Raw genomic sequence first — 24,896 nt, forward strand, 5'->3', positions numbered from 1 at the left:
GAGCTGCATGAACGCGCTCAAACACGGCGAGCGGTCGGCTGAATTGGCAGAGCTGCGGCGAGAACTCACAGCGCTCCGCCGCTGTATCCGCGAAGACCTGGAACACCAGTGGGCGACGCTCCCTCAATGCTCTTTGTCCTTCGAGATTGACCCGCAATACGATGCCTGAACACGGGTGTCGTCGGGATTCATCGCTCGTTGAACGGAACGGTCTGGACGGCGGCACTCGCCTCTCGATTTGCCCAGACCTTCCGGCCCGAGGCAATGAAGGTGAAGCAATGACTGATATGAGTGTTGATCAACGCAGGCGCAAGTGGATCCAGGTACTGCATCGCGCGTGCGAGGTCGCACGCGATCTGCTGGCAACACCCGAAGGGCAGGCTGCAATTGACTGGTTCAATACCGAGTATTCCGAAGAGGCCGTCCGTCAGCGTCGGGAAGCAGTTGATGCCGACCGCAGTGCGGATCACTCACACCGATGGTCAGCGATGCAGATTTGCGGCACTGAGCTTGGCAAACCCGCTGAGGTCTGGCGGCTTTCGGCAGCACTGATTGACTTGTTTCACATCGATCCGAGATGGGGAAAAATTGAGGGTTGGAGCGATCGCGATACCGAGCGTCTGGAAGCCGCGAAAGTTGTGCTCCTCGTCGCCCTGGTGATAGACCGGGATGTTCACGAATATCTGGGAGACAAGATCGACTTGGCGACGTTACCGAAAGGCCAGATAGGAGAGCAACTAGGCCGAGGATTCGCATCCATAAATGCTGGCTTCGACGACGGCGAGGGTCGATGGCCAGAAATTGTGGAAGGTGCGGTCGATGTGCTCCGACCGAAATTGAGTCTGGAAGCAAATGACGACGAGGAAAGTAAAGACGAAGGGCGAATAGCGCAGGTGATTACGAAGGTCCCAGCTGAAATGCTGCGCAAGGACGCAAGTCCCGACCAAGAGACCAAACGAGAATTCGCGGTCTTGCGCGAGGGGGATGAGGCATCTGGGATCACCGAGGGTACAGCTGATCCGGCTGAATGTGCATGTGGCGAATCTGAGGCCGCAAACAAAGAGATGAACGCAGAGCAACCCACGTCCCCACCCCTTCACGATGGGGCTTACGTGATCGACGAACACGACCTGGCGCTGCTGGAGTTTCTCAATCGAATACCGAATATGCGTCGGAAGATTTCCGACGTGCTTCCTGACAATGGACCGCAAGACCGAAAGGCGGTGGCGAGTCGCCTTCGAAAGTTGGCCGACAGAACGCCCCCGCTGGTGGACTTTCCGAAGGGTGGTCGAACGGGCGTGGCGATCCTGCCCGCTGGGGTGGAAGCGCTGCGACGTGCAACCGCGCCGACGCCCCACTAATGCCCCGCTAATGCCCCCTTATTGCCGCGCAAAATACCCACGGCAGAAGCGACCAATCCCTTTCGTTGGGGCATGTCTCACGAAAACATAAAGCCAATGTACTTGGGAGCAATGGCCCGCCGGTTGCGCGTTCCGGCTAAGTGGCTGCGAGAAGAAGCCGAAGCGGGCCGCATCCCGCATCTGCGCGCGGGAAGTGTGCTGCTATTTGACCCTGAGGAAGTGGAGCGGATCGTGCTTGCTCGGCTGCGCGAATCGGCTCCACCGGAGAAAGGGGGTGTTCAGTGAGAAATGAGCATCCCACCATTCCCCCGCTGCTGGTTGACCGTCGTGAGGCGGCCAAACTCCTTTCAGTATCGCCCGGGACGATCGACAACCTCCGTCTCCGCGGCGAACTGCCGAGTCTGAAAATCGGCATGCGACGCCTCTACGACGTCGAAGACCTCCGCCAGCTCATCGCGACTCGGAAGGAGGTGACAGAATGACCGCCAACGGCACATTCGCTTACAGGCCGCCCGACCCACCTCCGAGAAACGACGCGGCCCCGCTGGCGGGCGGGGCTGGCGTCGAAGTCGAGAAATGGACTACTACTCCACATCATACACGCAAGCAATTCATTGAGTCCGCGCAGAGCGGTTCCCATTTCGAAGCATTCGATTCCGAGATGACAGCGGACACAGGGATCCGCCATATGTCAGCATCACTCGGCCGGGGCGTGCTACACGTTCAATGGCATCCGGTCGAATGCGATCAGCGATTCCCGATACCCAACGCACATCAAGCGGTAGTCGCGGCGAGACGTGCTCGCGCTTTGCGAACGAATGGGGGTGCTGCATGAACCCATGGCAGCGCATGGACCAAGTGGCCAACACCCTCACGCGCAGTCCTGCGGAACGAGCTGTATTGCTCGCCGCATTGCGTTGGGCAAACAAGGATGGAGAGCTTTGGCCTTCTGTGGAGTCCTGGGCAAAGATGGCTGGGCTGACTGAGCGTGGACTCAGAAAAGTTCTGAAGCGTCTCGTGGAGCGCGGACTGCTGGAGGTCGTTGGCACATCGATGGGTGGCCGCGGCAAGACGAACCGGTATCGGATCGTCTGCTTCGACAAGGCTGAGGTCAACCCTGAACGGGATTCAGGGTTGACCCCTGTGCCTCACAACATCAAACCCGGAACCGCGAGGCCAACAACCCTGAACGCAACGACACAAAACCCTGAACGGCGTTCAGGGGAACCATCCATCCATCTCCCAGATGAACAACCAGACGAACCATCCACAACGCACACGATCGCAAAGCCGCCCAACGGAGTTGGTGAGGATGCACGCGCTGGCGCTGGGATGGGTGGATGGGTTGGACAGGCAGACCACGGAACGCGGTTGCGGTTGGATCGCAAGGAAGCAGGTGACTTTGGTCAGACGGAGCCGCCAGACGTACGGAGGCTGCTCGAACAGGCTGGCGTGAGGGGGCCAAACCTCGACATTTTAGCGAATGCAGCGGGCATCACGGCGCGTGTGGTCGAGGAAGAAACTCGGTCATTGAGATCGGACCGCAACGTGCGGAATCTCCCCGCGGTGCTGGTCAAGCGGCTAGCTGCACGGGCGGGGATCAAACTCGCCGGGCGGCCACCATTGTCTAAGCAGGATCAGGCGAGCATCGCAAGACTAGAACAGTTGCGGAGATCGCATGGGGAGCAACGCGCACGCGACGCCAGCATTGGCGAAGCGGTGTGTGAAGTCACGACCCGCTTGATCAGACCCGCATAGCACCAGAATCGGAGGACAAAATGCTCTTGACATCACTAACGCCAAGCGTTATGATACACTTCATGATCGCCAGTTTCGCCGATCGCAACGCCGAAGCCCTGTTCCGACGCGAGCGAATCGCCCGGATGGATGCCCGACTCCAGCGTGTCGCACTGCGAAAACTGGTCATGCTCGATGCGGCGGCAACGCTGGATGATCTGCGCATTCCGCCCGGTAACCGACTCGAAGCGCTCAAGGGCGAACGCAAAGGACAGCACTCCATCCGAATCAACGATCAATGGCGGATCGTCTTCGAGTGGAAAAACAACGCGGCGCACAACGTCGCAATCGTGGACTACCACTGAGGATTCATCAATGGCCAAGCGACACAAGCCCATTCATCCCGGCGAAATCCTGAACGCGGAGTTTCTCGAACCGCTAGGTCTGTCGCAGTATCGACTTGCCCAGCAAACCGGGATGCCCGCCGATCGCATCGCCCGGCTGGTCAAGGGGACGCGAGCGTTCACGGCGGATACGGCCCTGCGGCTGGCCAGATTCTTCGGTACAAGCCCCGAGTTTTGGATGAACCTGCAGGCCCGCTACGACCTTGAAACTGCAATTGACGAACGCGGACGGGACATCGAACAGCAAGTCAAGCCGATGGATGCGGCGTGAAACGAAGGGAATAGCACATGGCAAGCATCGGACGCGAAGGCACGAAGGGCGAACTCAAACGCATCATCTTCCGCGACGCGAGCGGCAAGCAGAAAACCCTGAGGCTCGGCCCATGCTCCGAGAAGGCGGCCCAAAGCGCACTGGCCGGATTCGAGCGGGTGCTCGAAGCCCATCGCATCGGATCGACGATCCACCCCGATGGCGTGCGATGGCTCGAAGCAATCGACGATCGGCTGCATGAACGAGTCGCAAGGCTGGGGCTGTGCGAACCCCGCAAGGCGGCCGAAGCGTTGACGCTGGGCGGGATGCTGACGAAGTTCTTTGCGGGGGTGGACGTGAAGCCCGCGACGCTGGTCCGCATGAAACAGGCAGAGGCCGCTCTGCTGGAGCACTTCGGCGAAGATCGTGAACTCTCGAAGATTGCCGGAGCCGATGCCGAGAAATGGCGTGCGGGCTTGAAGGCTGCTGAGTATGCCGATGCGACGATCAGCCGAACCGTTCTGTACGCGCGGCAGTTCTGGCGGTGGGGAATCAAGCGCGAACTTGTGCAACGCAACCCATTCGACGACGTGAAAGCGGGGTCGCAAGTCAACGCGAAGCGTTCTGTCTTCATCAGTCAGGAAGTCATCCAGAAGATAATCGACGCAGCCCCCGATGCCGAGTGGCGGCTGCTGATTGCACTTTCCAGATTCGGCGGCTTGCGGGTTCCGAGTGAAGCTCTGGCCCTCACGTGGAACGACGTGGACTGGTCACACAATCGGCTGACGGTGCGATCATCGAAGACTGAGCATCACGAAGGGCGGGCAACGCGGCATGTTCCAATCTTCCCCGAGATTCGAGAGCACTTGCAGGCGGTGTACGACGCGGCCCCCGAGGGATCGGTCTACGTCATCGGGCGGTATCGGGTGGGGTCCAACCTGAATCCGCACTTCCGACGGATCATCACGAGAGCGGGTGTCACCCCATGGCCCCGGACGTGGCACAATCTGCGGGCGAGCCGACAAACAGAACTTGCAGCGACATTCCCCTTGCACACTGTCTGCGCGTGGATCGGCAACACGAAGGCGATTGCGGCGGGGCACTACCTGCAAGTCACGGATGCGGATTGGACACGGGCAACAGGCGGGATCGAGGCGGCATCAAATCCGGCAACACACACGCCCCCAAGCGCGCGCACCGACACACACGTCGAAGCGGAAAACCCTGAAAATCCTGCGGTTTTGGTAGTGGGTGGTATCGTGTGTGACATACCTAACAACTACCTAATGGGCAGAGCCGGACTTGAACCGGCGACACCCGCATTTTCAGTGCGGTGCTCTACCAACTGAGCTATCTGCCCGGATTGTCAAACCCGCCCCCTCGGGCGAGTCACAAGAGTATGCCCTTCGATGCCCGCGTCAAATCAAACGGCGCAAGGCGGCGGTTGACACGCCCTGACGTTCTACCATGCCTATCCATGACCGCCGCAAGCCGCATGCCTGATCATCCCGCCCCGCCACTTGTTTGCGTTCGCGATCTGGTTACGCACTTTCCGGTGCGTTCAGGTCTTTTCGCCCGAGTGACCGACCATGTGCGCGCGGTTGATGGCGTGTCGTTCGACATTGCGCCAGGGGAAACCCTCGGGCTGGTTGGGGAGTCAGGCTGTGGCAAGACCACCGTCGGCCGCACGATTCTCGGACTTGTGCGTGCCGCATCGGGCAGCGTCATGTTCGAGGGAAGCGATGTGCTGGGGGCTCGAGGCCGCGAGCTGCGCGAACACCGCAAGAACATGCAAATCATCTTTCAGGACCCCGCTGGCAGCCTCAATCCGCGCATGCGCGTGTGGCAGATTGTGACTGAGCCTTTGCGTATCTTCGGTCTTGCGCGCACACGCTCCGACCTTCGCGCCCGCGCCGCAACGCTTCTGGATCGCTGCGGAATGCCTTCGAGCGTGATCGACCGCTATCCGCACGAGTTCAGTGGCGGGCAGCGGCAACGCATCGGCATCGCCCGCGCGCTTTCGATCAACCCGCACTTCATCATCTGCGATGAACCGACGAGTGCTCTTGATGTTTCTGTTCAAGCCCAGATCATCAACCTGCTCAAGGATCTCCAGCGTGATCTGCATCTGAGCTACCTGTTCATCAGCCACGACATGGCAGTCATCGGACACATGTGCTCGCGAATCGCAGTCATGAAAGCGGGCAAGATCGTAGAAGTTGGAGCGCGCGAACAGATTATCCATGACCCGCAGCACGAGTACACCAAAACGCTGCTGGCCGCGGTGCCCAGGCCAGTGCCGCGGCGCGCGGGATAAGGTTGACGCGAGATCACCCGCATCCGGCGGAGAACGACGCCAGAAATGCCTGCACATCGAAGAAGTCGAAGATGCCATCGCCGTTGAAGTCGGCCGAACTATCGTCGTCACTGAATGCCGCCAGGAACGCCTGAACATCGAAGAAGTCAACCACCTTGTCGCCGTTGAAGTCACCGCCGCAAGTTACGGTGAGAGCGAGTCTGGCAATCGAGCGTGAACCACCATCGCGCCCGGATCTGGCCGCGACGATAACCGTGCTTTGGCCGAGCGTAGCCTCGGGCGGAAGGACAACTCGCACGACAGCTTTGCCCGAAGCATTGATCGCCAGCGGTCCCACACCCGCAGGCTCGAACGCGACCGGCCAAGGGGACTCGACGACTTCGAGCGTCAACGTCATCACATCCGGCCCGCGATTGAAAACATCAATCGGGATTGTGACAGTTGCGCCTGCTCGCACACTGAGGTTTGCTTCAGCAGGGGAGATCTCGCTGTCCGCCTCGCCTGTGGTCACAATGCGCGGGTCGGACTGTGCTTCATCGAACCAGACTGCGCGCCATGCATTCTGGTCGCCCTTGAGGTACAGATTGAAGAATTCGGTGAGCAGGCGTCGCGTGAAGCGCAATTGATCGCCTCGCGTCATGCTTCCGGTGTCACAGCCGAACCCCTGCGAGTCGATGAACCCGCAATGAAACCCGCCCTGCAGGTTCACAAACTGCCGAGCACGTGCCGAGTTGTTGTACATCTGGATGGTCGTTGCGGGCGTAACGATTGTGTCCGATGAACCCACAATGTGCCGCACAGGAACAAAGAATGCGCTCGATGCCGCAATGCTCGATGGATTGGTATTCGCAGCTGCAAGTGGCGCAATCGCCCGCACTCGTGGATCGCTCGCAGCCAGAATCGATGCGCCGCCTCCCATCGAGTGACCACTGAGCCCGAACGCTGCGGTATCGACAAGTCCTTCGAGAAACCCTCCCGGAAGCGTGTTCTGCTGCTCAAGATAGGTCAGGCTGAGGAGCAGATCGGCGGCGAAATTCGCGTGGCTCGGGAAGAGGCCTCCCTCCGAGTTGGTCGCGATGACGAGATAGCCATGCGACGCGAGATGCAAAAGCGTGGATTGATAGTTGGACACCGCCTGCACAAATCCATGTCCGAAACTGATTCCAGGGTAAGGCCCGCCCGATCCGTCGATCGCCGCGTTCTCCCCTGCGACCAACGCCGGATAAAACAGCCTGGCGGTAAAAGTCGAGCCGTTTGCCCGCGTCACACTGACCTGCCTGTAGCCCGCAGCAAATGTCCCCGGTTCGCCAAGGTCTGCCCTCACTTGCCCAAGACACGCCGCAAGAAATCCCATCACGAGCCACAATCGCATCATTCTCCCCCTTCGGCTGCAGATCGGCCAGTGCATGCCCGTCGACCTTTGCGGTTTAGCAATGCCCAGTACACACACAATTCTACAGAGCTGGTTGCTTACCACAGGCATATTCGCCCCTGTATGGCCGACCGATGCATCGTGAGGCAGTGTCAAAACCGCCGCAGTGTGGCTAAGGTTGTGACCCGGCGCGTGCGGCCCGAAGCCGCAGCATACCCGGGTGGCACGCAAACCCAGATCCTCGAAAGGTGGACCCAACGCCATGGCAGAGAACCAAGGTCAGCAGATTCAGCTCCGCATCGACGAATCCAAAATGCATAGCACTTATGCGAACACCATCCGCACTTCGACCACGATGGACGAAGTGATCATGGACTTCGGGCTGAACATCCCGATGCAGATGCCCAATCAGCCCCCGACCGTGGTGTTCACGGTGGGCAGCCGCATCGTGATGAACTGGGCCGGCGCGAAGCGCCTGGCGATGAGCCTGGGCCAGCTGATTCGTCAGTATGAAGAGCAGAACGGCGAAATCCAGATTCAGCGTCCGGCTGCACCGCCCGCGGGTGGCCAGAACGGCTAATCGGCCGAATACCGGAAAAGACCCTCGGTGTCGCCACGCAGGAATCTTCACGCAGATTCGGCGGAAACGCTGAGGGTGCGCATCCTGACCAACTGAACCGGTACGTTGGAGAACTGCATGACGATTGTCCCACCGGACCTTTCTACCGAAATCGAGCGTCAGGCCGAGGTCATGACGCGTATGACAGACGCTGTCGCCACAGTTGTCGTAGGACAGCGGGCCATGATCGAGCGCCTGCTGATCGGGCTGCTCACCGGTGGCCATGTGTTGCTCGAAGGCGTGCCTGGATTGGCCAAGACTTTGACGGTCAGTTCACTTTCACGCGCGATCCACGCGTCCTTTTCACGCATCCAGTTCACGCCCGATCTTCTCCCGGCCGACCTCATCGGCACTCTTATCTATCGCCCCGATACCGGCGCATTCACCACGCGCAAAGGTCCAATCTTCGCGAACCTTGTTCTGGCCGATGAAATCAATCGCGCGCCGGCCAAGGTGCAAAGCGCCCTCCTTCAGGCCATGCAGGAACGCCACGTCACGATCGGCGACACCACATATCCGATCGATGACCCCTTCCTGGTGCTCGCGACCCAGAACCCCATCGAGCAGGAAGGCACATATCCGCTTCCCGAAGCACAACTCGATCGCTTCATGCTCAAGGTTCATGTGGGATACCCGACCCGCGAAGAAGAGCGCGTGATCGTCGATCGCATGGCATCGAGCGCTCCGGCACTCTCGATCGAACCTGTCATCACGCTTGACGAAATCCGCCAAGCACGCAAACTCGTCAATCAGGTCGTCATCGCCGACGCGATCAAGGATTACATCGTCGATGTGGTTCATGCGACGCGCGAGCCTCGCGTGATCGACGATGCCCTCGCCCGTCTGATCGAGTACGGCGCTTCGCCCCGCGCTTCGATCGCACTGGCGCTCGCGTCGCGAGCACGGGCGTTTCTTTCGGGCCGCGGGTTCGTCACGCCCAGCGACGTCAAGAACGTCGGGCTCGATGTCCTGCGTCACCGCGTTCTGGTCAGTTACGAAGCCGAAGCCGAGAACGTGACTTCAGACCAGATCCTTCGTCGCATCTTCGACCACGTCGCTGTTCCATAGGTGGGGATCAGAGGCATGTTGACCGAAGAACTCATGCGGGAAGTGCGCCGGCTTGAGATCCATGCCAAAAGGCGGGTCGATGATCTGCTCACCGGTGAGTATCACGCCGCCTTCAAAGGGCAAGGCATCGAGTTTGCCGATGTGCGCGAGTATCAGCCCGGCGACGACGTACGCCTCATCGATTGGAATGTGACGGCCCGCGCCGGCAAGCCATTCATCAAACGGTTCATCGAAGAGCGGCAACTCACGGTCATCCTGTGCGTGGATATCAGTGCTTCGACCGCCTTCGGCGCGGTTGGGCGCACCAAGGCTCGCCTGGCGGCCGAAATGGCGGCTGTGCTTTCGCTCGTCGCATCGCGCAACAATGATCGTGTGGGCCTCATCACCTACGCCGACACGATCGAGTCGTTCCTTCCGCCCCGCAAGGGCCGTTCGACGTTGCTGCGCGTGATTCGCACCTGCCTCGACGCGCGACCGGCCGGCTCGGGCGCTGCCATGCGCGACGCGCTCGAACTCCTCCGCACGGTGGTACGCCAGCACGCCATCATCTTTCTCATCTCCGACTTTCTTCTCGATGCCAGGGAGCTCGTGCCACTCAAGCGTTCGCTCCAGATGGCTTCGCACAGGCACGAAGTCATCGCGCTGCGCACCAGCGACCCGCGCGAGCTCGAACTGCCATCTGCGGGCCTGATGCGCTTCCGAGATCCTGAAACAGGCCAAAGCGTGCTGATCGACACTTCGAGCAGGTCTGTCCGCCGCAATTTTGAAGCCGCAACCACACGCCAGCGCGACACTGTGACGCACGCGCTGCGATCTGCCCGCGTTGACTGCATCGACGCTTCGACCGCCAGCGCGTTTGGCCGCGAACTAGCACGCTACTTCCGCCTGCGGGAGAAGCGACGATGAACCCACGCCACCCCATCGTGCTCGTGATAGCCGTCCTCGCGCTCTCGGCGTGTCAACGACACGAAAACCCGCCACCACCGCTCGACGCCGCCATCTCGTCGCGCTCCGATTCCGCACTTGGCTCACTGCACATCGTGATCCCTTCAGGCGAAATGCGCACAGTCGACACAATTGATGTGAGCATCACCATCTCGACCGCCCCGGGCGTCGTCATCACCTCATTCGCCTTCAACCCTGCGGCACATGGGTGGACGATTCTCCATGAAACGTCGCAACCGCCGACAATGTCACAGACATCAATGCTGGTTGAGCAGCGGCTCTTAACCATCGAGCCGTTCCTTCCCGGCGACTATGAGATCCCAAGCGTAACAGCGGTGCTGCGATCGCGCGATGGAACATCCGCCTCCCTTGAAACATCGCCCCAGACCGTGCGCGTCGTGAGTGTCCTGACCGAAGCCGACAAGGATCTCGCTCCGGTCCGCCCGCTGCTTGATGAACCGCGCCAAGCAGTACTGCCGTCGATCCTGCCCACGCTGATCTGGGGCGGCACATTGCTCGCCATCGTGATAGTGGCTGCATTCGTGCTCGTGCTTCGAGCACACAAGCGACCCAAAGGAGCAACGGCCGCAAAACCGCGTTCACTCTATGACGACACGCTGTCGGACCCTGAGTTTGCCCGCATCGCACTCGGATTGATCGCCTCGAAAATTCACCCGCTTGAGCAAGTCTCCTGCGACGCCATCACAACCGAAGACATTATCCGAGCCATCAACAGGCGAGACAGCAATCCCGTTACGAGCCAACTCGTCGGCCTACTGCACAAACTCGACGCTGCTCAGTACTCTGGAGACAGCCTCTCGAAAGAGCAGCGAGCCACGATTCGCTCTGCCATCGAGCAGTTGCACTCGCCACCTCACACGCCGGAGGCCGCTGCATGATCGACCGCTGGCAATGGCCCTGGATGCTCGTGCTGCTCGTGCTTGTGCCGATCGTGCTGCTCGCTTCACGCGATCGCGCGCAAAGCGGGGTGATGTATACCCAGAATGACCTCCTCGCCGCCGGACGCAGGTCTTGGCGCGTGCGTTTCGCGTGGCTTCCCGCATTCCTGCGTGCGGTTTCGATCGCTCTCATTGTCGTCGCACTCGCTCGCCCGCAGCAGTTCGAGGGGCATACCCGCACCACCATCGAAGGCGTCGCGATTCAACTCGTCATCGACCGATCGAGCAGTATGGAACAACCCATGCGATGGGGTTCGCAGATGTCCACACGCATCGAAGTCACGCGCGCCATGGCCAAGGAGTTCGTCCAAGGTCCGGACTCGACCTCCGAGCGCGACCGCGGACGACAAGGTGACATGATCGGCCTGGTCGGATTCGCTGGCTTTGCCGACACGCTCTGCCCCCTCGTCCGCTCACATGCCGCCCTGATCACCATGATTGATCAGATCGAGACCGCCTCTATCCGTGGCGAAGATGGCACAGCAATCGGCTCGGCATTGCAACTCGCCGCTGCCCGACTCAAGAACGCCGAAGCCGAGATCGCACGAAATACTGCGCGCAGCGATCAAGCACCCGACTTCGTCATCAAAAGCAAAGTCGTCATTCTCCTGACCGATGGTGCCAACAATCGAGGCATTTCGCCCATCGACGCTGCGCATCTCGCTGCCGAATGGGGCATTCGTGTCTACACCATCGGCATCGGTGACACGTCCAGCGACAACGCCCTGCGATCACTCTTTACGCCGATGGAAGTCGATCGTGATCTCCTTCAGCGCATCGCCAGCATCACGGGAGGGCGCTACTTCTCCGCAGCTGATGCTGAAGCCATGCGCCAGGTCTACAACCAGATCGACGAACTCGAACGCAGCAAAGTCGAGATCGAGGAATTCACAGACTACATCGAACTCTACAGGCCACTCGCCATCGCCGCATTCGCCGCAATTCTGCTCGAATCGCTCCTGCGCACGCTTGTCTTGCGGAGGACAACCTGATGCACCTGGGCGCTCCACATTGGTTTCACGCCCTCTGGGCCGCTCCGGCAGTGGCGCTGCTCTGGCTCTACGCTCGCTCGCGCACTCAGCAACTTCTGGCTCGCTTCGCCGACCCAGACCTCGTCACAAAGATCACTTCGCCGCGCCGGGCCGCCCACTTCTGGGTACGCACTATCGCGAGCGCCTTGGCTACCGCTTCACTCGCCTTTGCTCTGGTGCAGCCACAATGGAACGAGCGAGAGATCCCCGTCGCACGAAAAGGCCGCGAAATCGTCTTCGTTGTCGACGTCTCGCGCAGCATGCTGGCCCGCGACCTCGCGCCCAACCGTCTTGAGCGCGCCAAGATCTGGATTCGCGATATGGCCTCGGTCGTCGAAGGTGATTCAATCGCCCTCGTTGCCTTCGCAGGGTCCGCTGTCGTCAAGTGCCCCCTCACACGCGACATTGGCTTCTTCAATCTCGCCCTCGAAGAACTCTCGCCCGATTCGGTCCCTGTCGGCGGCTCGATGATCGGTGATGCCATCCGTAAGACAGTTTCTCAAGTCTTCGAGCGCGACCCAACACGCGATCGACCCGACGCAATCTACCGCGACATCATCCTCATCACCGATGGCGAAGATCAGGACAGCCTGCCTGTCGAAGCCGCCGAATCTGCAGCCCAGTCCAATATCCGCATCATCACAATCGGGCTCGGCAGCGACACAAACGGCACCCCAATCCCCGCCCAGAACTCCACCGAGCCATTCGCAACCTACCGCGGCGAAGTAGTTCGCTCTCGACTCGATGCCGGTGCACTTGCCCGCATTGCCCAGGCCACCCCAGGCGGAGTTTTTCTCAACGTTGGCACCGGCAACATCGCTCTCGACGACATCTACTCCCAACTCATCGCCTCGGCCGATCAGATCACACTCGAAACCGGCAATGCCATGCGCTACGACGAAATGTTCTGGGCCTTTCTTTGTATCGCGCTGGCCATGCTCGTCATCGAATCGTTCATTGATGACCGCAGGAGAGTGCAACCATGATGCCGCACACGCTGATCTTCGCCGCCTTGCTCTCGCTCTCGCCCAACAATGGCCATCGACTCTTCAGCGAAGGCAAGTTCCCCGAAGCCGCCCAGGCCTTCGCGCACAGACCATCCGCAGAAAGCATGTTCAATCACGGGTGCGCACTGCTCGAAGCTGGCAACTATGCCGGCGCAATCGAGGCGTACCGCACCGTCGATACAGCCTTCCCTCATCTTGCTCCCAACGCCCGCTTCAACCTCGCCCATGCGCTCTTCAAATCAGCGATGGCAGAGATGCAGCCTCGAACCGTCAACGACCAACTTCAACCAGGCGACCTTGGCAAAGCACTTGTTCTCCTCCGCGCCAGCGCTGCTGCCTTCCGGGCAGTTCTCGATGTCGCACCGAACGATCTCGACGCTGCTCGAAACACCGAACTCGTCCGGCGACTCATCGCACAGATTCAAGACCAACTCGAAGAGCAGCAACGTCAGCAACAGCAGATGCAGGACGCTGCCAACCGGATGGAACAACTCGCGGACGCACAGCAACAGCAAGCCGACCAGACGCGCACAACTCCGCCAAGCCGATCACGCGAGCAGCTCGAATCCCAGCAGGACCTCAATGAACAGACACAACAAGCAGCAAACGATCTCGAAGAGCTTCTCGACCAGAATCCCGAGTTGGCCGACTTGCTCCAACAAGCCATGAAATCGCAAAGCGACGCGATGGAAGAACTCGCCGTCAGCCGCACCGATCGAGCCGCACCCGAACAGCAGACCGCCGCCGACCAACTCCGCGCCATCGCCGAAGCCCTGCGACAATCCGCCGATCAGCAGCCGCAAGAACAACAGGATCAGAGCGAACAACCGCAACAACAGCAGCAGCCACAGGAAGCACCCAACCAGCCCGCTGCCGATCAACCAAAATCCCCCGAGCAAAGACACGCCGAGCAAATCCTCGAACAAGAGGGCCAGCAGCGACGTGAGCTCGAAAATCTTCGTCGCATGCTCAGCCGCCCTGTCCCCGTAGAGCGAGATTGGTAATGCACACACGTTCCCGAGTTTATCATTTCGCGTTCGTGCTCATCTGCCTTGTCTGTTCTCACGCACGCGCCCAAACCAGCATCGAAGTCACCGCGGCTGTCGAACCCGAGCGCGCATACCTCGGCAGCACGTTTCGCTATGTCATCTCCATTCTCTCAAACAAGAGGCTGGCAGTCGAAGATCCAATCGTCAATTTCCCAAATCAGATCCGTGTTCTGAGCACCGGCTCCTCTTTCATGTCACAGCCCGGACGCGCCCGCGACGCCAATGGCAACATCGTCGTCACCAACGTCATCACCCAGTCCTACACCTACACACTGGCCGCATCCAGTTCGGGCACGCTCACGATCCCCTCGATGCAAGTCGTCGTCGATGGGAACACCTTCAACACCAATCCCGTTGATGTCGAAATCGTCGAGCCGGATCAGCCAGATGACTTTGCACTCGAAGCCCGCATCAGCAAGCCTCGCGCGTATGTCGGTGAACCAGTCACGCTTCGCCTCACGTGGTACGTCGGCCGTGATGTGCAGAGTTTCGCCCTTGCAGGTGGCGACATTCCCGATGGCCTCACCGTCGAGCCAATCAGCGATCCAGTCGCGTTTCGCGATCGCTCTGGGCAGTACTTGCGCACCGAAATCTTCGGCCAAACCATCTACGGCAAGCGCGGGCAAGGTTCCTTTCAGGGCACCGCCGCCCTCACACTCACCTACGAACTGCGCATCATCGCCGAGCGCCCCGGCACATTCTCCCTCGGCCCGATCGTCATGATCTTCGACACGCCTCGCCGCAACGAACGAGGCACAGAACGAGGCATCTCTCGCACCGCGCCCATCGAGTTCACCGCACGCCCCATCCCAACCGATGGTCGCCCGAGCACCTTTACCGACCTCATCGGTTCATACATGATCGAAGCAAGCGCCTCGCCCACCGATGTCAACGTCGGCGACCCTATCGCGTTGCAGGTGCGCATCACCGGCCCAAACGCCCCGCGCATCGAAGATGGACCCAATCTCGAAGTTCAGCGTCAACTCGTCGATCACTTCAAACTTGATACCACAGGCTGGACACGCGTGCCCGACAGCACCGGCCGCGCCGTCTTCCGCACAACCATCCGCGCACTCAGCGAAAACGTCACCGAGATTCCCCCACTCGAACTTTCGTATTTCGAACCTATGCAGGGCAAATTCGGAACATCGTTCACGGCTCCCATCCCGATTACCGTCCGCTCCACGCGGGATGTCACCCTGGCCGACGCGATTCTCAGCCCCCTTCGCGCCCCCGCCTCACGCTCCTCACTCGATCGCTCCGCCCCCGGCATCTGGGCGCTGGCGTCTGCCGATGAACTGGCAAGACCAGCACCTCCTGAACGAATCGAGCAGTGGTTCTGGTACGCCATCGCCGCTGCCCCGACCGCTGCCCTGCTCGTCATCTTTTTTTCGACAGTGCGTGATCGCGCCACCCGACCCGGTGCTCGCGCACGTCACGCACTGCACAAAGCCCTCCGCCTCGCACGCGCAGGCAAGACCGATCTTGCCGTGCGACACTACATGGCCCTTCGTCTGGCCCAACGACCCGACGCAATCACCGCCGATGACTGTGCCCGCATTGCTGCTACTCCGCTCGAAGCACGCGAACTTGCAGCTGCACTTGAACGCACCGAACTGGCTCGCTTCGGGGGCCTCGATCGCCCCGCGCCCGATCCGGAGCGGTGCTGCCAACTCCTCCGCAACGCACACGAGCACATGGAGCGCACACAATGAACCGCCTGTGCCTCATCGTCTGCTCCATTGTCATGCTGCTTTTCGCACCATACGCTCGCGCGACGCCACCAGCCTCCGCCTCAGAGCACGCCATTTCGCTCTATGAGCAGGCCATCGGTGTCTATCGCTCTGATCCGATTCTCGCTCGCGCCCTCTTCGCTCAATCCGCTGCCGAGTTCACTCGTGCCTTGCGCGAAACTGGCCACAACCCCGAGTTGTACCGCGCCCTCGGGAATGCTGCCCTCCTCTCAGAACAAACCGGGCAGGCAGTCCTCGCTCTTAACCGGGCGCTGGTGCTCGATCCACGCCACGCTCAGGCACGCGAAGCACTCACTGCTGCGCGGGCAGCAGTGCAGATCGACATCGCACCCGCGCCCAGCCAGCGTGCGATCGACGTAGCCAACAGTTGGCGGCGCTTCGTCTCGCCCATCGTCGTTCAGTTCACATTTGTCCTGTCGTGGACCGTGCTCTGGATCTGTATCGCACGCTCTCGTTCAGTGCGCGCAAGCACCCCCGCCTTCATCCCCGCCATCGCTGCAATCCTGGCGTTGATCTCCGCCCTCGCACTTGTTGCCAGCGAGTGGGATCGTCGCACCGATACTCGCATCGTCGTACTCAACCCCACCTTTGGTTTCAATGGCCCCAGCCGCGACGTATACGAGCCCACCTTTGAGCAGACCCTCCCGCCCGGCACCGAAGCCCGCGCTATCGAGTCCCGCAATGACTGGACGCGCGTACGCCTCCGCTCAGGTTCTGAAACGTGGATTCCCACCGACACCTTCGATTACGTGCAGCCGTAATGAAACTCGCTCCTCGCAAGCGGCCATTACAAAAGACTTCATTGAGCAGTCATCATCACTTGAATCGGACAACGCCCTTGCCGCGCTCGATTCGTCCGATGGTCCAGACTCGTTCGCCAAACCGCTCCAGTTTCCGCACGATCGACTCGGCAAACGTCGGGCGCACGATCAGGCAGTACCCGATCCCCATGTTGAACACGCGCCACATCTCGTCTTCTGCCACCCCACCCTTCTTCTGAAGAAACGAAAAAACCGAAGGCTTGTCCCATGCCCGTCGATCCACGACTGCATCGACGCCGTCGTGCAGTGCGCGATTCAAATTGCCCTCGAGCCCGCCGCCAGTGATATGCGCCATGCCCGTCACAACTTTCTTCACGCGATACGCCCGCCCGAGCCGCACGATCGAATCCGCATAGATCCGCGTCGGCTCAAGCAGCACATCGCCCAGCACGCGCTCGCGATCCAACTCCGGATATACCTTGTCGAGCTTCAGTTTGGCTTTCTGTACGATCTTGCGAACGAGCGAGTACCCATTCGAGTGCACACCGCTCGACGCCAGACCCAGCACAATGTCTCCCGGCTCGACGCGCGTCGCATCCGTCGCCCGCGAAAGCTCGACCACCCCCACCGCAAACCCGGCCAGATCGAAGTCGCCTTCCTTGTACAGGTCGTTCATCTCCGCGGTCTCGCCACCAAGCAGCGCACACCGCGCAAGCTCGCACCCGCGGCTGATCCCGCTGAGCAGTGCCATCAGCATCTCCTGCTCCACCCGATGAACCGCGATGTAATCCAGAAAAAACAACGGCTCGGCACCCTGCACAATCAGGTCATTGACATTCATCGCCACAAGATCGATCCCGACCGTGTCGTACCGATTCATCTCTTTGGCAAGGTGCACCTTCGTCCCCACGCCATCGGCACACGACACCAGCACCGGCTCGCGGTAGTTGTGTCGAAACAATTCCTCGTTGTAGTCAAGCCGGTATAGCCCCGCAAACCCACCGGGGTTCGCAATCACTCTCTGCCCGTGCGTCCGCCGCAACAGCGACCCGATCGACGCTACGAATCGATCGCCCGCCTCGATGCTGACTCCCGACTCGGCATATGTCAGACCGCCAGATTTCGTCTTCGCCATGCCCGGAGGATATGGCCTCGCACCCACCCTCCGCAGCCCAACTGGGCACAAGCCTCCGCCAGGAACTTCTCGACCCTCCGACCCTCGCACCCCGCAAGGTCTACGATCGTCCTCAAGGTCCGCTGGTCAAGCCGGTCAGCACATCAACCCAACCCGCGTTTCAGGGATTTCGTGCCATGTCCAACCACCTCTTTACATCCGAATCCGTCTCCATGGGCCACCCCGATAAAGTGGCAGACCAGATCTCCGATGCCATTCTCGATGCGATGCTGGCCGACGACCCGCACTCGCGCGTCGCCTGCGAAACGCTCGTCGCCACAGGCCTCGTTGTCGTCGCAGGTGAAGTCACCACCAATACCTACGTCGATATCCCCGACATCGTCCGCCGCGCCATCCGCGAAATCGGCTACACCAGTGGCGATATGCACTTCGATGCCGAGAGCTGCGCCGTCATGGTCGCCCTCAACAAACAATCACGCGACATCGCCATGGGTGTCGACCGCGAAGGCGCCGGCGATCAGGGCATGATGTTCGGCTTTGCCTGCCGCGAAACCGAAGAACTCATGCCTCTCCCCATCCAGCTCTCTCACCGCCTCGTCGAGCAACAGGCACACATCCGCCGCGAATCGCTCATCCCGGGCCTACGCCCAGATGCCAAGAGTCAGGTCACCGTCGAATACGCCAACCACAAACCCGTCCGCGTCGATACCGTCGTCCTCTCCACACAGCACGACCCGACATGGAACGATCGCCAGCCCGACCTCAAGAAGGCTGTCGTCGAGAAAATCATCAAGCCCGTGCTCGGCGAATGGTGGAATCCCGGCATCACCATCCACGTCAACCCCACAGGCCGATTCGAAATCGGCGGACCACACGGCGACAGCGGACTCACCGGACGAAAAATCATCGTTGATACCTACGGCGGACGCGGACGCCACGGCGGCGGCGCCTTCAGTGGCAAAGACCCGACCAAGGTCGATCGCTCCGCTGCATACATGGCTCGCTACATCGCCAAGAACGTCGTCGCGGCCGAACTCGCCGACGAATGCGAAATCCAACTCAGCTACGCCATCGGCGTCACCGAACCCACCAGCGTTCACGTCAGTTGCTTCGGCACCCACCGCGCCGACCCCGAACGCATCAGTAAGGCAATCCGCGACACATTCACCCTCACCCCCAAGGGAATCATCGAAACCCTCGGCCTGCGCAAACCCATCTACAGCCCCACCGCACGACACGGGCACTTCGGCCGCCCACCCGCCGAAATCGAGTACAAACGCCTCGAAGGCACCAGCGTCCGAAATGCCGGCTTCACCTGGGAACGCACCGACAAGGTCGACGCCCTTCGCAAAGCCATCGGCTAAGCCACTCCGATGCATCCCCCGAGCAACGAACCTCGGAAACACAACCCCATCGGCACCCTCGCCGGCGCAGCGTTCCTGGCTGTCTCATGGACATGGTGCATCGGCATGTTCCTCCCGATTCTCCTCGTCCGCGACTTCGGCCCTTGGGCGTTCCTCGTCTTCGCACTCCCCAACATCGTCGGTGCCGCTGCCATGGGCTGGGTGCTTTCGACACGCGAGTTCGCTGCCCGTCTTGTCACGTTGCATCGCCCCGCGCTCGAAGCCTTCTCCATCGTCACCATCGCATTCCACATCTACTGGATCACCTGGCTCAGCTCATGGGTCGCAACCAGCCTGCACCTCGATCGAGTCTCCCTGACAATCGTGCTCCTCCTGGCAATCGCTGCCTTCGCCCTACTCATCACACGCCCATCGCGCAGCCTCGTCGCCATTGCCCTCCCCATCTGGCTCCTCTCGGCCGCGGTCTTCATCGCCCTGACATTTCACACCAAATCCGTCATCCCCACGCCCGCACTCGAAACCTTGCCGACCGGCCTCCTCTGGCTCGCCCCCATCTGCATCTTCGGCTTTGCCCTCTGCCCATACCTCGATCTCACCTTCCACGCCACACGACTTTCCCTCACCGCCCGACAGTCGCGCATTGCCTTCACGCTCGGCTTCGGGTTCTTCTTCGCCGCGATGATCCTTCTCACTCTCGCATACGCACCCTTCATCGACGAACGCATCTCACCCCGTGTCCTCCCCACCTGGATCGCAGCCGCAATCCTCTTTCACCTCTTGATCCAAGCCAGTTTTACCATCGCCGCTCACCGCCGTGCCACCACGCCCATGCTCATCCCCGAAAAGTTCGCCTGGGGATTCTGGGTGCTGGCCGCGCTCGCAGCCATCATCGCCTCGCGCCTGCCCGAACACTCAGGCATATCCGCTGGTGAACTCGGATACCGCCTCTTCATGTCCTTCTATGGCCTCGTCTTCCCCGCATACGTCTGGCTCGTCATGATCCCCACGCGCATCGCAACCCCCGCCGCCAGGCGCAAAACAATTCGCGTCTGCGCCGCCGCCGTCGGTATCGCCGCCCCCATGTTTTGGATGGGCTTTATCGAACGTCAGGAAATCTGGCTCGGTTTCGGCCTTGCCGTAGTCATTCTCGCACGCCTCTTCCTCCCCAGACGCGCCGCACTTCAATAACAAGCACTCACAAGCGTTCCCCAGACCTTCGCAGCACCTGCAAAGCCGTCTCACGCACCAACTCGCTCGCATCATCGCGCGCAATCTCCTCAATCCGCGCACGCAACGCCGCATCCTCACCCCGTGCCAGTTCATTCCCCGCAGCAATCGCCGCATTCCGACGCATCATGTCCAGCTTCGCCCGCTTGATCGCCGAACCCGAACACGCTTCACGCCGCTCATCCTCCTCCCAACCCAACACCTCCAGCAAGTCGAACCCGCTCACGCGCGCTTCATACGCCGGATACACACTTCCAGCCCGCTCGCCCGCCGCGCCCGCACGCTCCGAATTGTGCGGGCACACCTCCTGGCACACATCACACCCGAAAACCCAATCCCCAATTCCCTCAAAAAACTCTTCCTCGATCAGCCCCCGATGCTCGATCGTCAGGTAACTCACGCAACGCCTCGCATCGACCGCATAAGGCGTAATCGCCTGCGTCGGGCACGCATCAATGCACCGCGTACACGTCCCGCAATGATCCGCAACCACGCGCTGCTCCGCAGACGCCTCAAGCCTCAGCGTCGTCACCACCCCGCCCAGCAGCACATAACTGCCCAGCCTCGGATGAATCGTCAGCGTGTGCTTTCCCGTCCACCCGATCCCGCAGCGTGCCGCCAGTTCGCGCTCAAGCACCGGAGCCGTATCAACAAACGCGCGAAACCGCTCGCCCGGATACGCCTTGCTCAACTCATCGCACAGCGTATGCAACCGCTTCTTAAGCACCACATGATAATCACGCCCGCGCGCATACCGCGCCACCCGCCCCAATCGCACTCGCCCGTGCCTGTCCTCACGCTGACCCCGCACCGCGTACTGATCCGCAACCATCAGCACACTTGCCGCATCCGCCAGCATCAACCGCACATCGCACCGCACATCGGCGTGCTCTGCCAGCCACGTCATCGAGCCGTGCTTGCCAGCCGCAATCCACGCCTCAAACTCTTTCGACCATCTACTCGGTTCGGCAGCGCACACCCCACACGCCGCGAAACCAAGCGACTTGCATCGCTCGATCAAACGTTGCGTTCGTTCGCGATCTTCGCTCACACCCTCGCGCCTAACTCATCGCCATCGCACGCGGGCCAGCCTTTGCACGAGCGCCCGCATACCACCCCATCAGGTCCGCCACACTCTGAGGCAACACCCGCTCGGCCGCCTCAAGCCCCGAAAGCCACAGGCGATCCCACTCGATCACCGCCCAGCCGCCATAGTTTCGCCGCGCCAGTTCTTCGACCACCTCGCGACAGTGCATCTCGCCGTGCCCGATCGGAACAGCCGTGGTTCCTACAAAATCTTTCAACTTCACGCTCTCAAGCCGCTCACCCAGCATGCGCACGCCCTCGACAGGGTCCTCCCCCACCGACTGAGCAACCGCCGGGCAATACGCAGCCGCAACGTGAGTCGATGCCAGACGATCCATGATCTCATTGAGATCTTCCGCCGTCGCAAACGACCCGCCATTCTCAATCAGCAGCCGCACACCCGTGTTGCGCGCGCACGCCGCCGCGAGTTCCATCCGCTCGATGATCCGCCGAAGCCCCGCCTTGCGCGTCTCCTTGGCCCCGAGTTCAAACGCAAACACGCGCACAAACGGAGCCTTCACCTCGCGCGCCACGTCAATCATCCGCTTGGTCGCACGCACCTCAATCTGCGTTTGGCTCACCACACGCCCCACCACCGGCGGAAAAATCGGCGCGTCATACCGAATCGAAGTCGCAAGGCACGCAATCGACACCCCAGACTGCGCACTCAGACGCCGAATCTTCGCAAAGTCCGTCAGGCACGGATCCGGCGCGAACTGCGATGAGTCATCGCCGAACGTCCGCAACTCCACACCGGTCACGTCGATCTTCCTCGCAAACTCGAACACCCGCTCAAGCGTCCACTCCGGACATGCCACTGTGCTGATCGCAGGCTTCATGGTGCAAAAAACTCCTTGTCAGGGACCCCATCCCCGGTGCGGATCAATGGTAGGTCGTGCTGCACTTGGGGAGCACACGCCAGAACAGAGGTCGCCATGAACCACACCCACAACGTCCGAAGAACCCCATGTTCACCACGATCCGATGATGTCTGCACCAAGCATGCCGATCACGCGGGCACCACCAACCCTGCCAGAGTCCAGCCACGAGCCCAAACCCTCAACCACCGGGTGTCATCTTTCCGATCTCCCATCAGCGGCACGCGGGGTGCGAACGTCGCCAACGTTGAGGCTTTGAAAGGTCCGCGGTTGTCCAGTCTCCGCACCAGCACGACGCAATGCGTCGTCATCATCAGCACGGCCCTTGTCCTCCTCGGCTCGGTCGGCGGTTGCACCAACACACGCCAGCGCGATTTCTACGCCGCACGCAACATCGACATTTCCCCAGAGCCCGGCGATGGAACCGTCATCGTTCGGCGCGACACGGTCGACCTCCTCACACGCGAACGTCAGGCCCTCGCCCTCTCGCGCGTCGATTGATCAAACGCCAACCTCCAAACCTCGGCCTGTCCGGGTCCATAGCATGAACTCGCAACAAGGAGCATGCTCATGGACCCGGACCATGCCGAACCAGCGCCCCAGTCTCGCAGCGAGATGAACTACGCCGAGTACCTCGCGCTTGATCAGATCCTCTCCGCCCAGAAGCCCCTCAGCCGCCCCGAGCATCACGACGAGATGCTCTTCATCATTCAGCACCAGACCACCGAACTCTGGTTCAAACTCATCATCCACGAACTCCGATCCGCCATGCAGTGGATCCGCGACGACAACCTCTCACCCTGCTTCAAAGTCCTCGCGCGCGTCAAGCACATTCAGACCCAACTCGAAAGACAGTGGTCAATCCTCGCCACACTCACCCCCAGCGAATACCTCGAGTTTCGCAGCGTGCTCGGCTCGTCGAGCGGGTTCCAGTCGCACCAGTACCGCCTCGTCGAGTTCCTGCTCGGCAACAAAAACGCCGGCATGATGCGCATGCACGAACGCGACCCACAAGCCACTATCCTTCTGCAGCACGCCCTCGATAACCCAAGCCTCTACGAAGAGTTCTTGCGCTACCTCAGCCGCAAAGGCATGCCCATCCCGCAATCGGTCATCGAACGCGACTTCTCCAAGCCCTACGAACGACATGACGGCGTCGTCGAGGTCTTCAAGACCATCTACCGATCGCCACACGACCATTGGCAGGCTTACGAAATGTGCGAATCCCTCGTCGATGTCGAGGAGTCATTCTCCCTCTGGCGCTTCCGCCATCTCAAGGTCGTCCAGCGCGTGATCGGCTTCAAACGCGGCACCGGCGGCAGCGCCGGAGTCCCGTTCCTCCGCCGCGTCGTCGATCAGGTCCTGTTTCCGGAGCTCTGGGATGTCCGCACCGAACTCTGAACCCCCAGCACCAGCCAAAGCAATCGCTCGGCAGGGTTGCATCGATGATCCGCGCTCAATCATGCTCAACTTCTTCGATGTGCAGATGTTCCTCGGGCTCTACAGCGCGGGGTGTGCGTAGCGACCCGCCTTGACCACGATCGGCGTATGTGCGACAGTGCTCGTGAGATATGAAATTCCCATTGACGCTCGCAGCGTCTGGCTGTATAGTGCGCGGATTCTGGAGGAAGCCCCCATGTTGACCCGCTTGTGTCTTGTGCTGATCGTGTTCATCGCCGCGCCCGTATGTGCCCAACCTGTCTTTCTGGCCAGTTACAACAGGGTGCTGTATCGCGTCACCGACGGCATGATCGAAGCCTTTCCCAATCAGCCCGGCACGATCATCGGCATGACCGTCGTGCCGCCAGGTGCCTCTGTCATGGGAGCTGGTGCGGGAGAGGTGCTTGCTGTCCAAGGCGGCGCTGGCAATACCCGCATCTGGCGCGTCGACAATCCGCTCAGTGGAACACCAAATCTTGTGCATCTCGGCGATTTCCCCGAAAATACGTATCGCAATGACATCACATTCGCTCACGGTCGCCTCTTCGGCGTCGTCGGCGGCATCATCTCGGAGTACAGCACACACGATTTTTCGACGTTGGATGTCATCGATCTCGAACGCCCGAACGCGGCTGTCGGAGGCATGGCTTTCGACGGCGTCGAGACATGGTATCTGTCCAATCAGACTTCCAACCGCATCATCCGCCTGCCCGATCCTCCCACTCCGGAAGGCTGGACACCACTCGGTCCGATTGGAATAACCATGGACAATAACGACCTCGATTGGTTTTATGGCCGACTGTATCTTGCAACATATACAAGCTCGACGCTGGTCATCGGGTGGATCGATCTCGAAACCGGCGTGTTCAACCATGTTGTCGATGTCGTCGAAACCACTTCCTCCGGTGTCGTTGGACTTGCGATCCTCAACCCTTGCCAGGTTGACATGAATGTTGACGGCGTGCTCGACTTCTTCGACGTGCAGGTGTATCTGAACCTGTATTCGCGCGGCAGCCCGCTTGCTGATCTCAACAACGACGGCATCTTCGACTTCTTCGATGTGCAGATGTTCCTCGGGCTCTACAGCGCGGGGTGTGCGTAGATTCGCTCGCCCGCAGCCACCTGCCACTTC

Annotated in this window: 26 protein-coding genes, 1 tRNA gene and 1 pseudogene; 23 read left to right on the top strand and 5 right to left on the bottom strand. The window is 60.6% G+C overall.

Going from position 1 to position 24,896, the window contains the following annotated elements; genetic code table 11:
* Positions 1-7: 7 nt before the first annotated feature.
* The 7 genes and pseudogenes from KF757_03350 (at position 8) to KF757_03380 (ending at position 4,870) form a co-directional block, all read left to right on the top strand.
* Positions 8-169 (top strand): hypothetical protein, encoded by a 162-nt coding sequence (locus tag KF757_03350; GenBank protein MBX3322009.1) that lies wholly within the window; start codon positions 8-10, stop codon positions 167-169.
* 109 nt (positions 170-278) lie between these two features.
* A complete protein-coding gene (locus tag KF757_03355) occupies positions 279-1,361 on the top strand; it encodes a hypothetical protein (protein ID MBX3322010.1) in 1,083 nt (360 codons plus the stop codon).
* A gap of 281 nt (positions 1,362-1,642) precedes the next feature.
* Positions 1,643-1,843 (top strand): helix-turn-helix domain-containing protein, encoded by a 201-nt coding sequence (locus KF757_03360; GenBank protein ID MBX3322011.1) that lies wholly within the window; start codon positions 1,643-1,645, stop codon positions 1,841-1,843.
* A gap of 850 nt (positions 1,844-2,693) precedes the next feature.
* Positions 2,694-3,119 carry a hypothetical protein gene (locus KF757_03365; GenBank protein MBX3322012.1) on the top strand — a complete coding sequence of 142 codons (426 nt, stop codon included), beginning with the start codon at positions 2,694-2,696 and terminating at the stop codon, positions 3,117-3,119.
* A gap of 62 nt (positions 3,120-3,181) precedes the next feature.
* On the top strand, positions 3,182-3,463 hold the full coding sequence (locus KF757_03370) for a type II toxin-antitoxin system RelE/ParE family toxin (protein MBX3322013.1): 282 nt from the start codon (positions 3,182-3,184) through the stop codon (positions 3,461-3,463).
* Positions 3,464-3,473: 10 nt separating this feature from the next.
* Positions 3,474-3,773 carry a HigA family addiction module antidote protein gene (locus KF757_03375; protein MBX3322014.1) on the top strand — a complete coding sequence of 100 codons (300 nt, stop codon included), beginning with the start codon at positions 3,474-3,476 and terminating at the stop codon, positions 3,771-3,773.
* A gap of 17 nt (positions 3,774-3,790) precedes the next feature.
* Positions 3,791-4,870 (top strand): annotated as a pseudogene (locus KF757_03380) (site-specific integrase).
* Between the two features lie 169 nt (positions 4,871-5,039).
* On the opposite strand, the gene KF757_03385 reads toward KF757_03380, so the two are convergent.
* Positions 5,040-5,112, bottom strand: a tRNA-Phe gene (locus tag KF757_03385).
* Between the two features lie 117 nt (positions 5,113-5,229).
* On the opposite strand from KF757_03385, the gene KF757_03390 reads away from it, so the two are divergent.
* On the top strand, positions 5,230-6,069 hold the full coding sequence (locus tag KF757_03390; protein MBX3322015.1) for an ABC transporter ATP-binding protein: 840 nt from the start codon (positions 5,230-5,232) through the stop codon (positions 6,067-6,069).
* Positions 6,070-6,082: 13 nt separating this feature from the next.
* On the opposite strand, the gene KF757_03395 is transcribed toward KF757_03390, so the two are convergent.
* Positions 6,083-7,444: a hypothetical protein gene (locus KF757_03395; GenBank protein ID MBX3322016.1), complete on the bottom strand. Its 1,362-nt coding sequence runs from the start codon at positions 7,442-7,444 to the stop codon at positions 6,083-6,085.
* A 259-nt stretch (positions 7,445-7,703) separates the two neighbouring features.
* Here KF757_03395 and KF757_03400 point away from each other — a divergent pair, with 259 nt between their 5' ends.
* From KF757_03400 to KF757_03440, 9 genes are all read left to right on the top strand, one after another.
* Positions 7,704-8,021: a DUF3467 domain-containing protein gene (locus KF757_03400; GenBank protein MBX3322017.1), complete on the top strand. Its 318-nt coding sequence runs from the start codon at positions 7,704-7,706 to the stop codon at positions 8,019-8,021.
* A 117-nt stretch (positions 8,022-8,138) separates the two neighbouring features.
* The gene (locus tag KF757_03405) at positions 8,139-9,128 is read left to right on the top strand and encodes an AAA family ATPase (protein ID MBX3322018.1); all 990 of its coding nucleotides are present in this window, start codon (positions 8,139-8,141) and stop codon (positions 9,126-9,128) included.
* Between the two features lie 15 nt (positions 9,129-9,143).
* Positions 9,144-10,034, top strand: a complete 891-nt coding sequence (locus KF757_03410) for a DUF58 domain-containing protein (GenBank protein ID MBX3322019.1) — start codon at positions 9,144-9,146, stop codon at positions 10,032-10,034.
* Positions 10,031-10,972, top strand: coding sequence for a hypothetical protein (locus tag KF757_03415; protein ID MBX3322020.1), 942 nt, complete (start codon positions 10,031-10,033; stop codon positions 10,970-10,972). Before KF757_03410 ends, KF757_03415 begins: the two co-directional genes overlap by 4 nt.
* Positions 10,969-12,024 (top strand): VWA domain-containing protein, encoded by a 1,056-nt coding sequence (locus KF757_03420; protein ID MBX3322021.1) that lies wholly within the window; start codon positions 10,969-10,971, stop codon positions 12,022-12,024. The genes KF757_03415 and KF757_03420 overlap by 4 nt, the downstream gene beginning before the upstream one ends.
* The gene (locus KF757_03425; GenBank protein ID MBX3322022.1) at positions 12,024-13,049 is read left to right on the top strand and encodes a VWA domain-containing protein; all 1,026 of its coding nucleotides are present in this window, start codon (positions 12,024-12,026) and stop codon (positions 13,047-13,049) included. Before KF757_03420 ends, KF757_03425 begins: the two co-directional genes overlap by 1 nt.
* Positions 13,046-14,074 (top strand): hypothetical protein, encoded by a 1,029-nt coding sequence (locus tag KF757_03430; protein MBX3322023.1) that lies wholly within the window; start codon positions 13,046-13,048, stop codon positions 14,072-14,074. Before KF757_03425 ends, KF757_03430 begins: the two co-directional genes overlap by 4 nt.
* 35 nt (positions 14,075-14,109) lie before the next feature.
* Positions 14,110-15,834: a BatD family protein gene (locus tag KF757_03435; GenBank protein MBX3322024.1), complete on the top strand. Its 1,725-nt coding sequence runs from the start codon at positions 14,110-14,112 to the stop codon at positions 15,832-15,834.
* Positions 15,831-16,634, top strand: a complete 804-nt coding sequence (locus KF757_03440; GenBank protein ID MBX3322025.1) for a hypothetical protein — start codon at positions 15,831-15,833, stop codon at positions 16,632-16,634. Before KF757_03435 ends, KF757_03440 begins: the two co-directional genes overlap by 4 nt.
* A 55-nt stretch (positions 16,635-16,689) precedes the next feature.
* Here the strand turns inward: KF757_03440 and purM are convergent, their stop codons facing one another.
* Positions 16,690-17,769, bottom strand: a complete 1,080-nt coding sequence (gene purM, locus KF757_03445; GenBank protein ID MBX3322026.1) for a phosphoribosylformylglycinamidine cyclo-ligase — start codon at positions 17,767-17,769, stop codon at positions 16,690-16,692.
* A 176-nt stretch (positions 17,770-17,945) separates the two neighbouring features.
* Between purM and metK the strand changes: the two genes are divergently transcribed.
* Both metK and KF757_03455 read left to right on the top strand, forming a co-directional pair.
* Positions 17,946-19,133: a methionine adenosyltransferase gene (metK, locus tag KF757_03450; GenBank protein ID MBX3322027.1), complete on the top strand. Its 1,188-nt coding sequence runs from the start codon at positions 17,946-17,948 to the stop codon at positions 19,131-19,133.
* A gap of 9 nt (positions 19,134-19,142) precedes the next feature.
* A complete protein-coding gene (locus KF757_03455; GenBank protein ID MBX3322028.1) occupies positions 19,143-20,321 on the top strand; it encodes a hypothetical protein in 1,179 nt (392 codons plus the stop codon).
* Positions 20,322-20,328: 7 nt separating this feature from the next.
* On the opposite strand, the gene queG is transcribed toward KF757_03455, so the two are convergent.
* Both queG and KF757_03465 read right to left on the bottom strand, forming a co-directional pair.
* Positions 20,329-21,411: a tRNA epoxyqueuosine(34) reductase QueG gene (queG, locus tag KF757_03460; protein ID MBX3322029.1), complete on the bottom strand. Its 1,083-nt coding sequence runs from the start codon at positions 21,409-21,411 to the stop codon at positions 20,329-20,331.
* A gap of 10 nt (positions 21,412-21,421) precedes the next feature.
* Positions 21,422-22,285, bottom strand: coding sequence for a sugar phosphate isomerase/epimerase (locus KF757_03465; protein ID MBX3322030.1), 864 nt, complete (start codon positions 22,283-22,285; stop codon positions 21,422-21,424).
* 309 nt (positions 22,286-22,594) lie between these two features.
* Between KF757_03465 and KF757_03470 the strand changes: the two genes are divergently transcribed.
* The 4 genes from KF757_03470 to KF757_03485 all read left to right on the top strand — a co-directional run bounded on the left by KF757_03470 (position 22,595) and on the right by KF757_03485 (position 24,866).
* Complete coding sequence (locus tag KF757_03470; GenBank protein ID MBX3322031.1) at positions 22,595-22,825, top strand: hypothetical protein; 231 nt, start codon at positions 22,595-22,597, stop codon at positions 22,823-22,825.
* Between the two features lie 69 nt (positions 22,826-22,894).
* The gene (kynA, locus tag KF757_03475) at positions 22,895-23,725 is read left to right on the top strand and encodes a tryptophan 2,3-dioxygenase (GenBank protein ID MBX3322032.1); all 831 of its coding nucleotides are present in this window, start codon (positions 22,895-22,897) and stop codon (positions 23,723-23,725) included.
* A complete protein-coding gene (locus KF757_03480; GenBank protein ID MBX3322033.1) occupies positions 23,706-23,846 on the top strand; it encodes a hypothetical protein in 141 nt (46 codons plus the stop codon). The genes kynA and KF757_03480 overlap by 20 nt, the downstream gene beginning before the upstream one ends.
* Positions 23,847-23,960: 114 nt before the next feature.
* Positions 23,961-24,866 carry a hypothetical protein gene (locus tag KF757_03485; protein ID MBX3322034.1) on the top strand — a complete coding sequence of 302 codons (906 nt, stop codon included), beginning with the start codon at positions 23,961-23,963 and terminating at the stop codon, positions 24,864-24,866.
* Positions 24,867-24,896: the final 30 nt, after the last annotated feature.

It is taken from the genome of Phycisphaeraceae bacterium (assembly GCA_019636795.1).
Taxonomy (GTDB): domain Bacteria; phylum Planctomycetota; class Phycisphaerae; order Phycisphaerales; family UBA1924; genus JAHBWW01.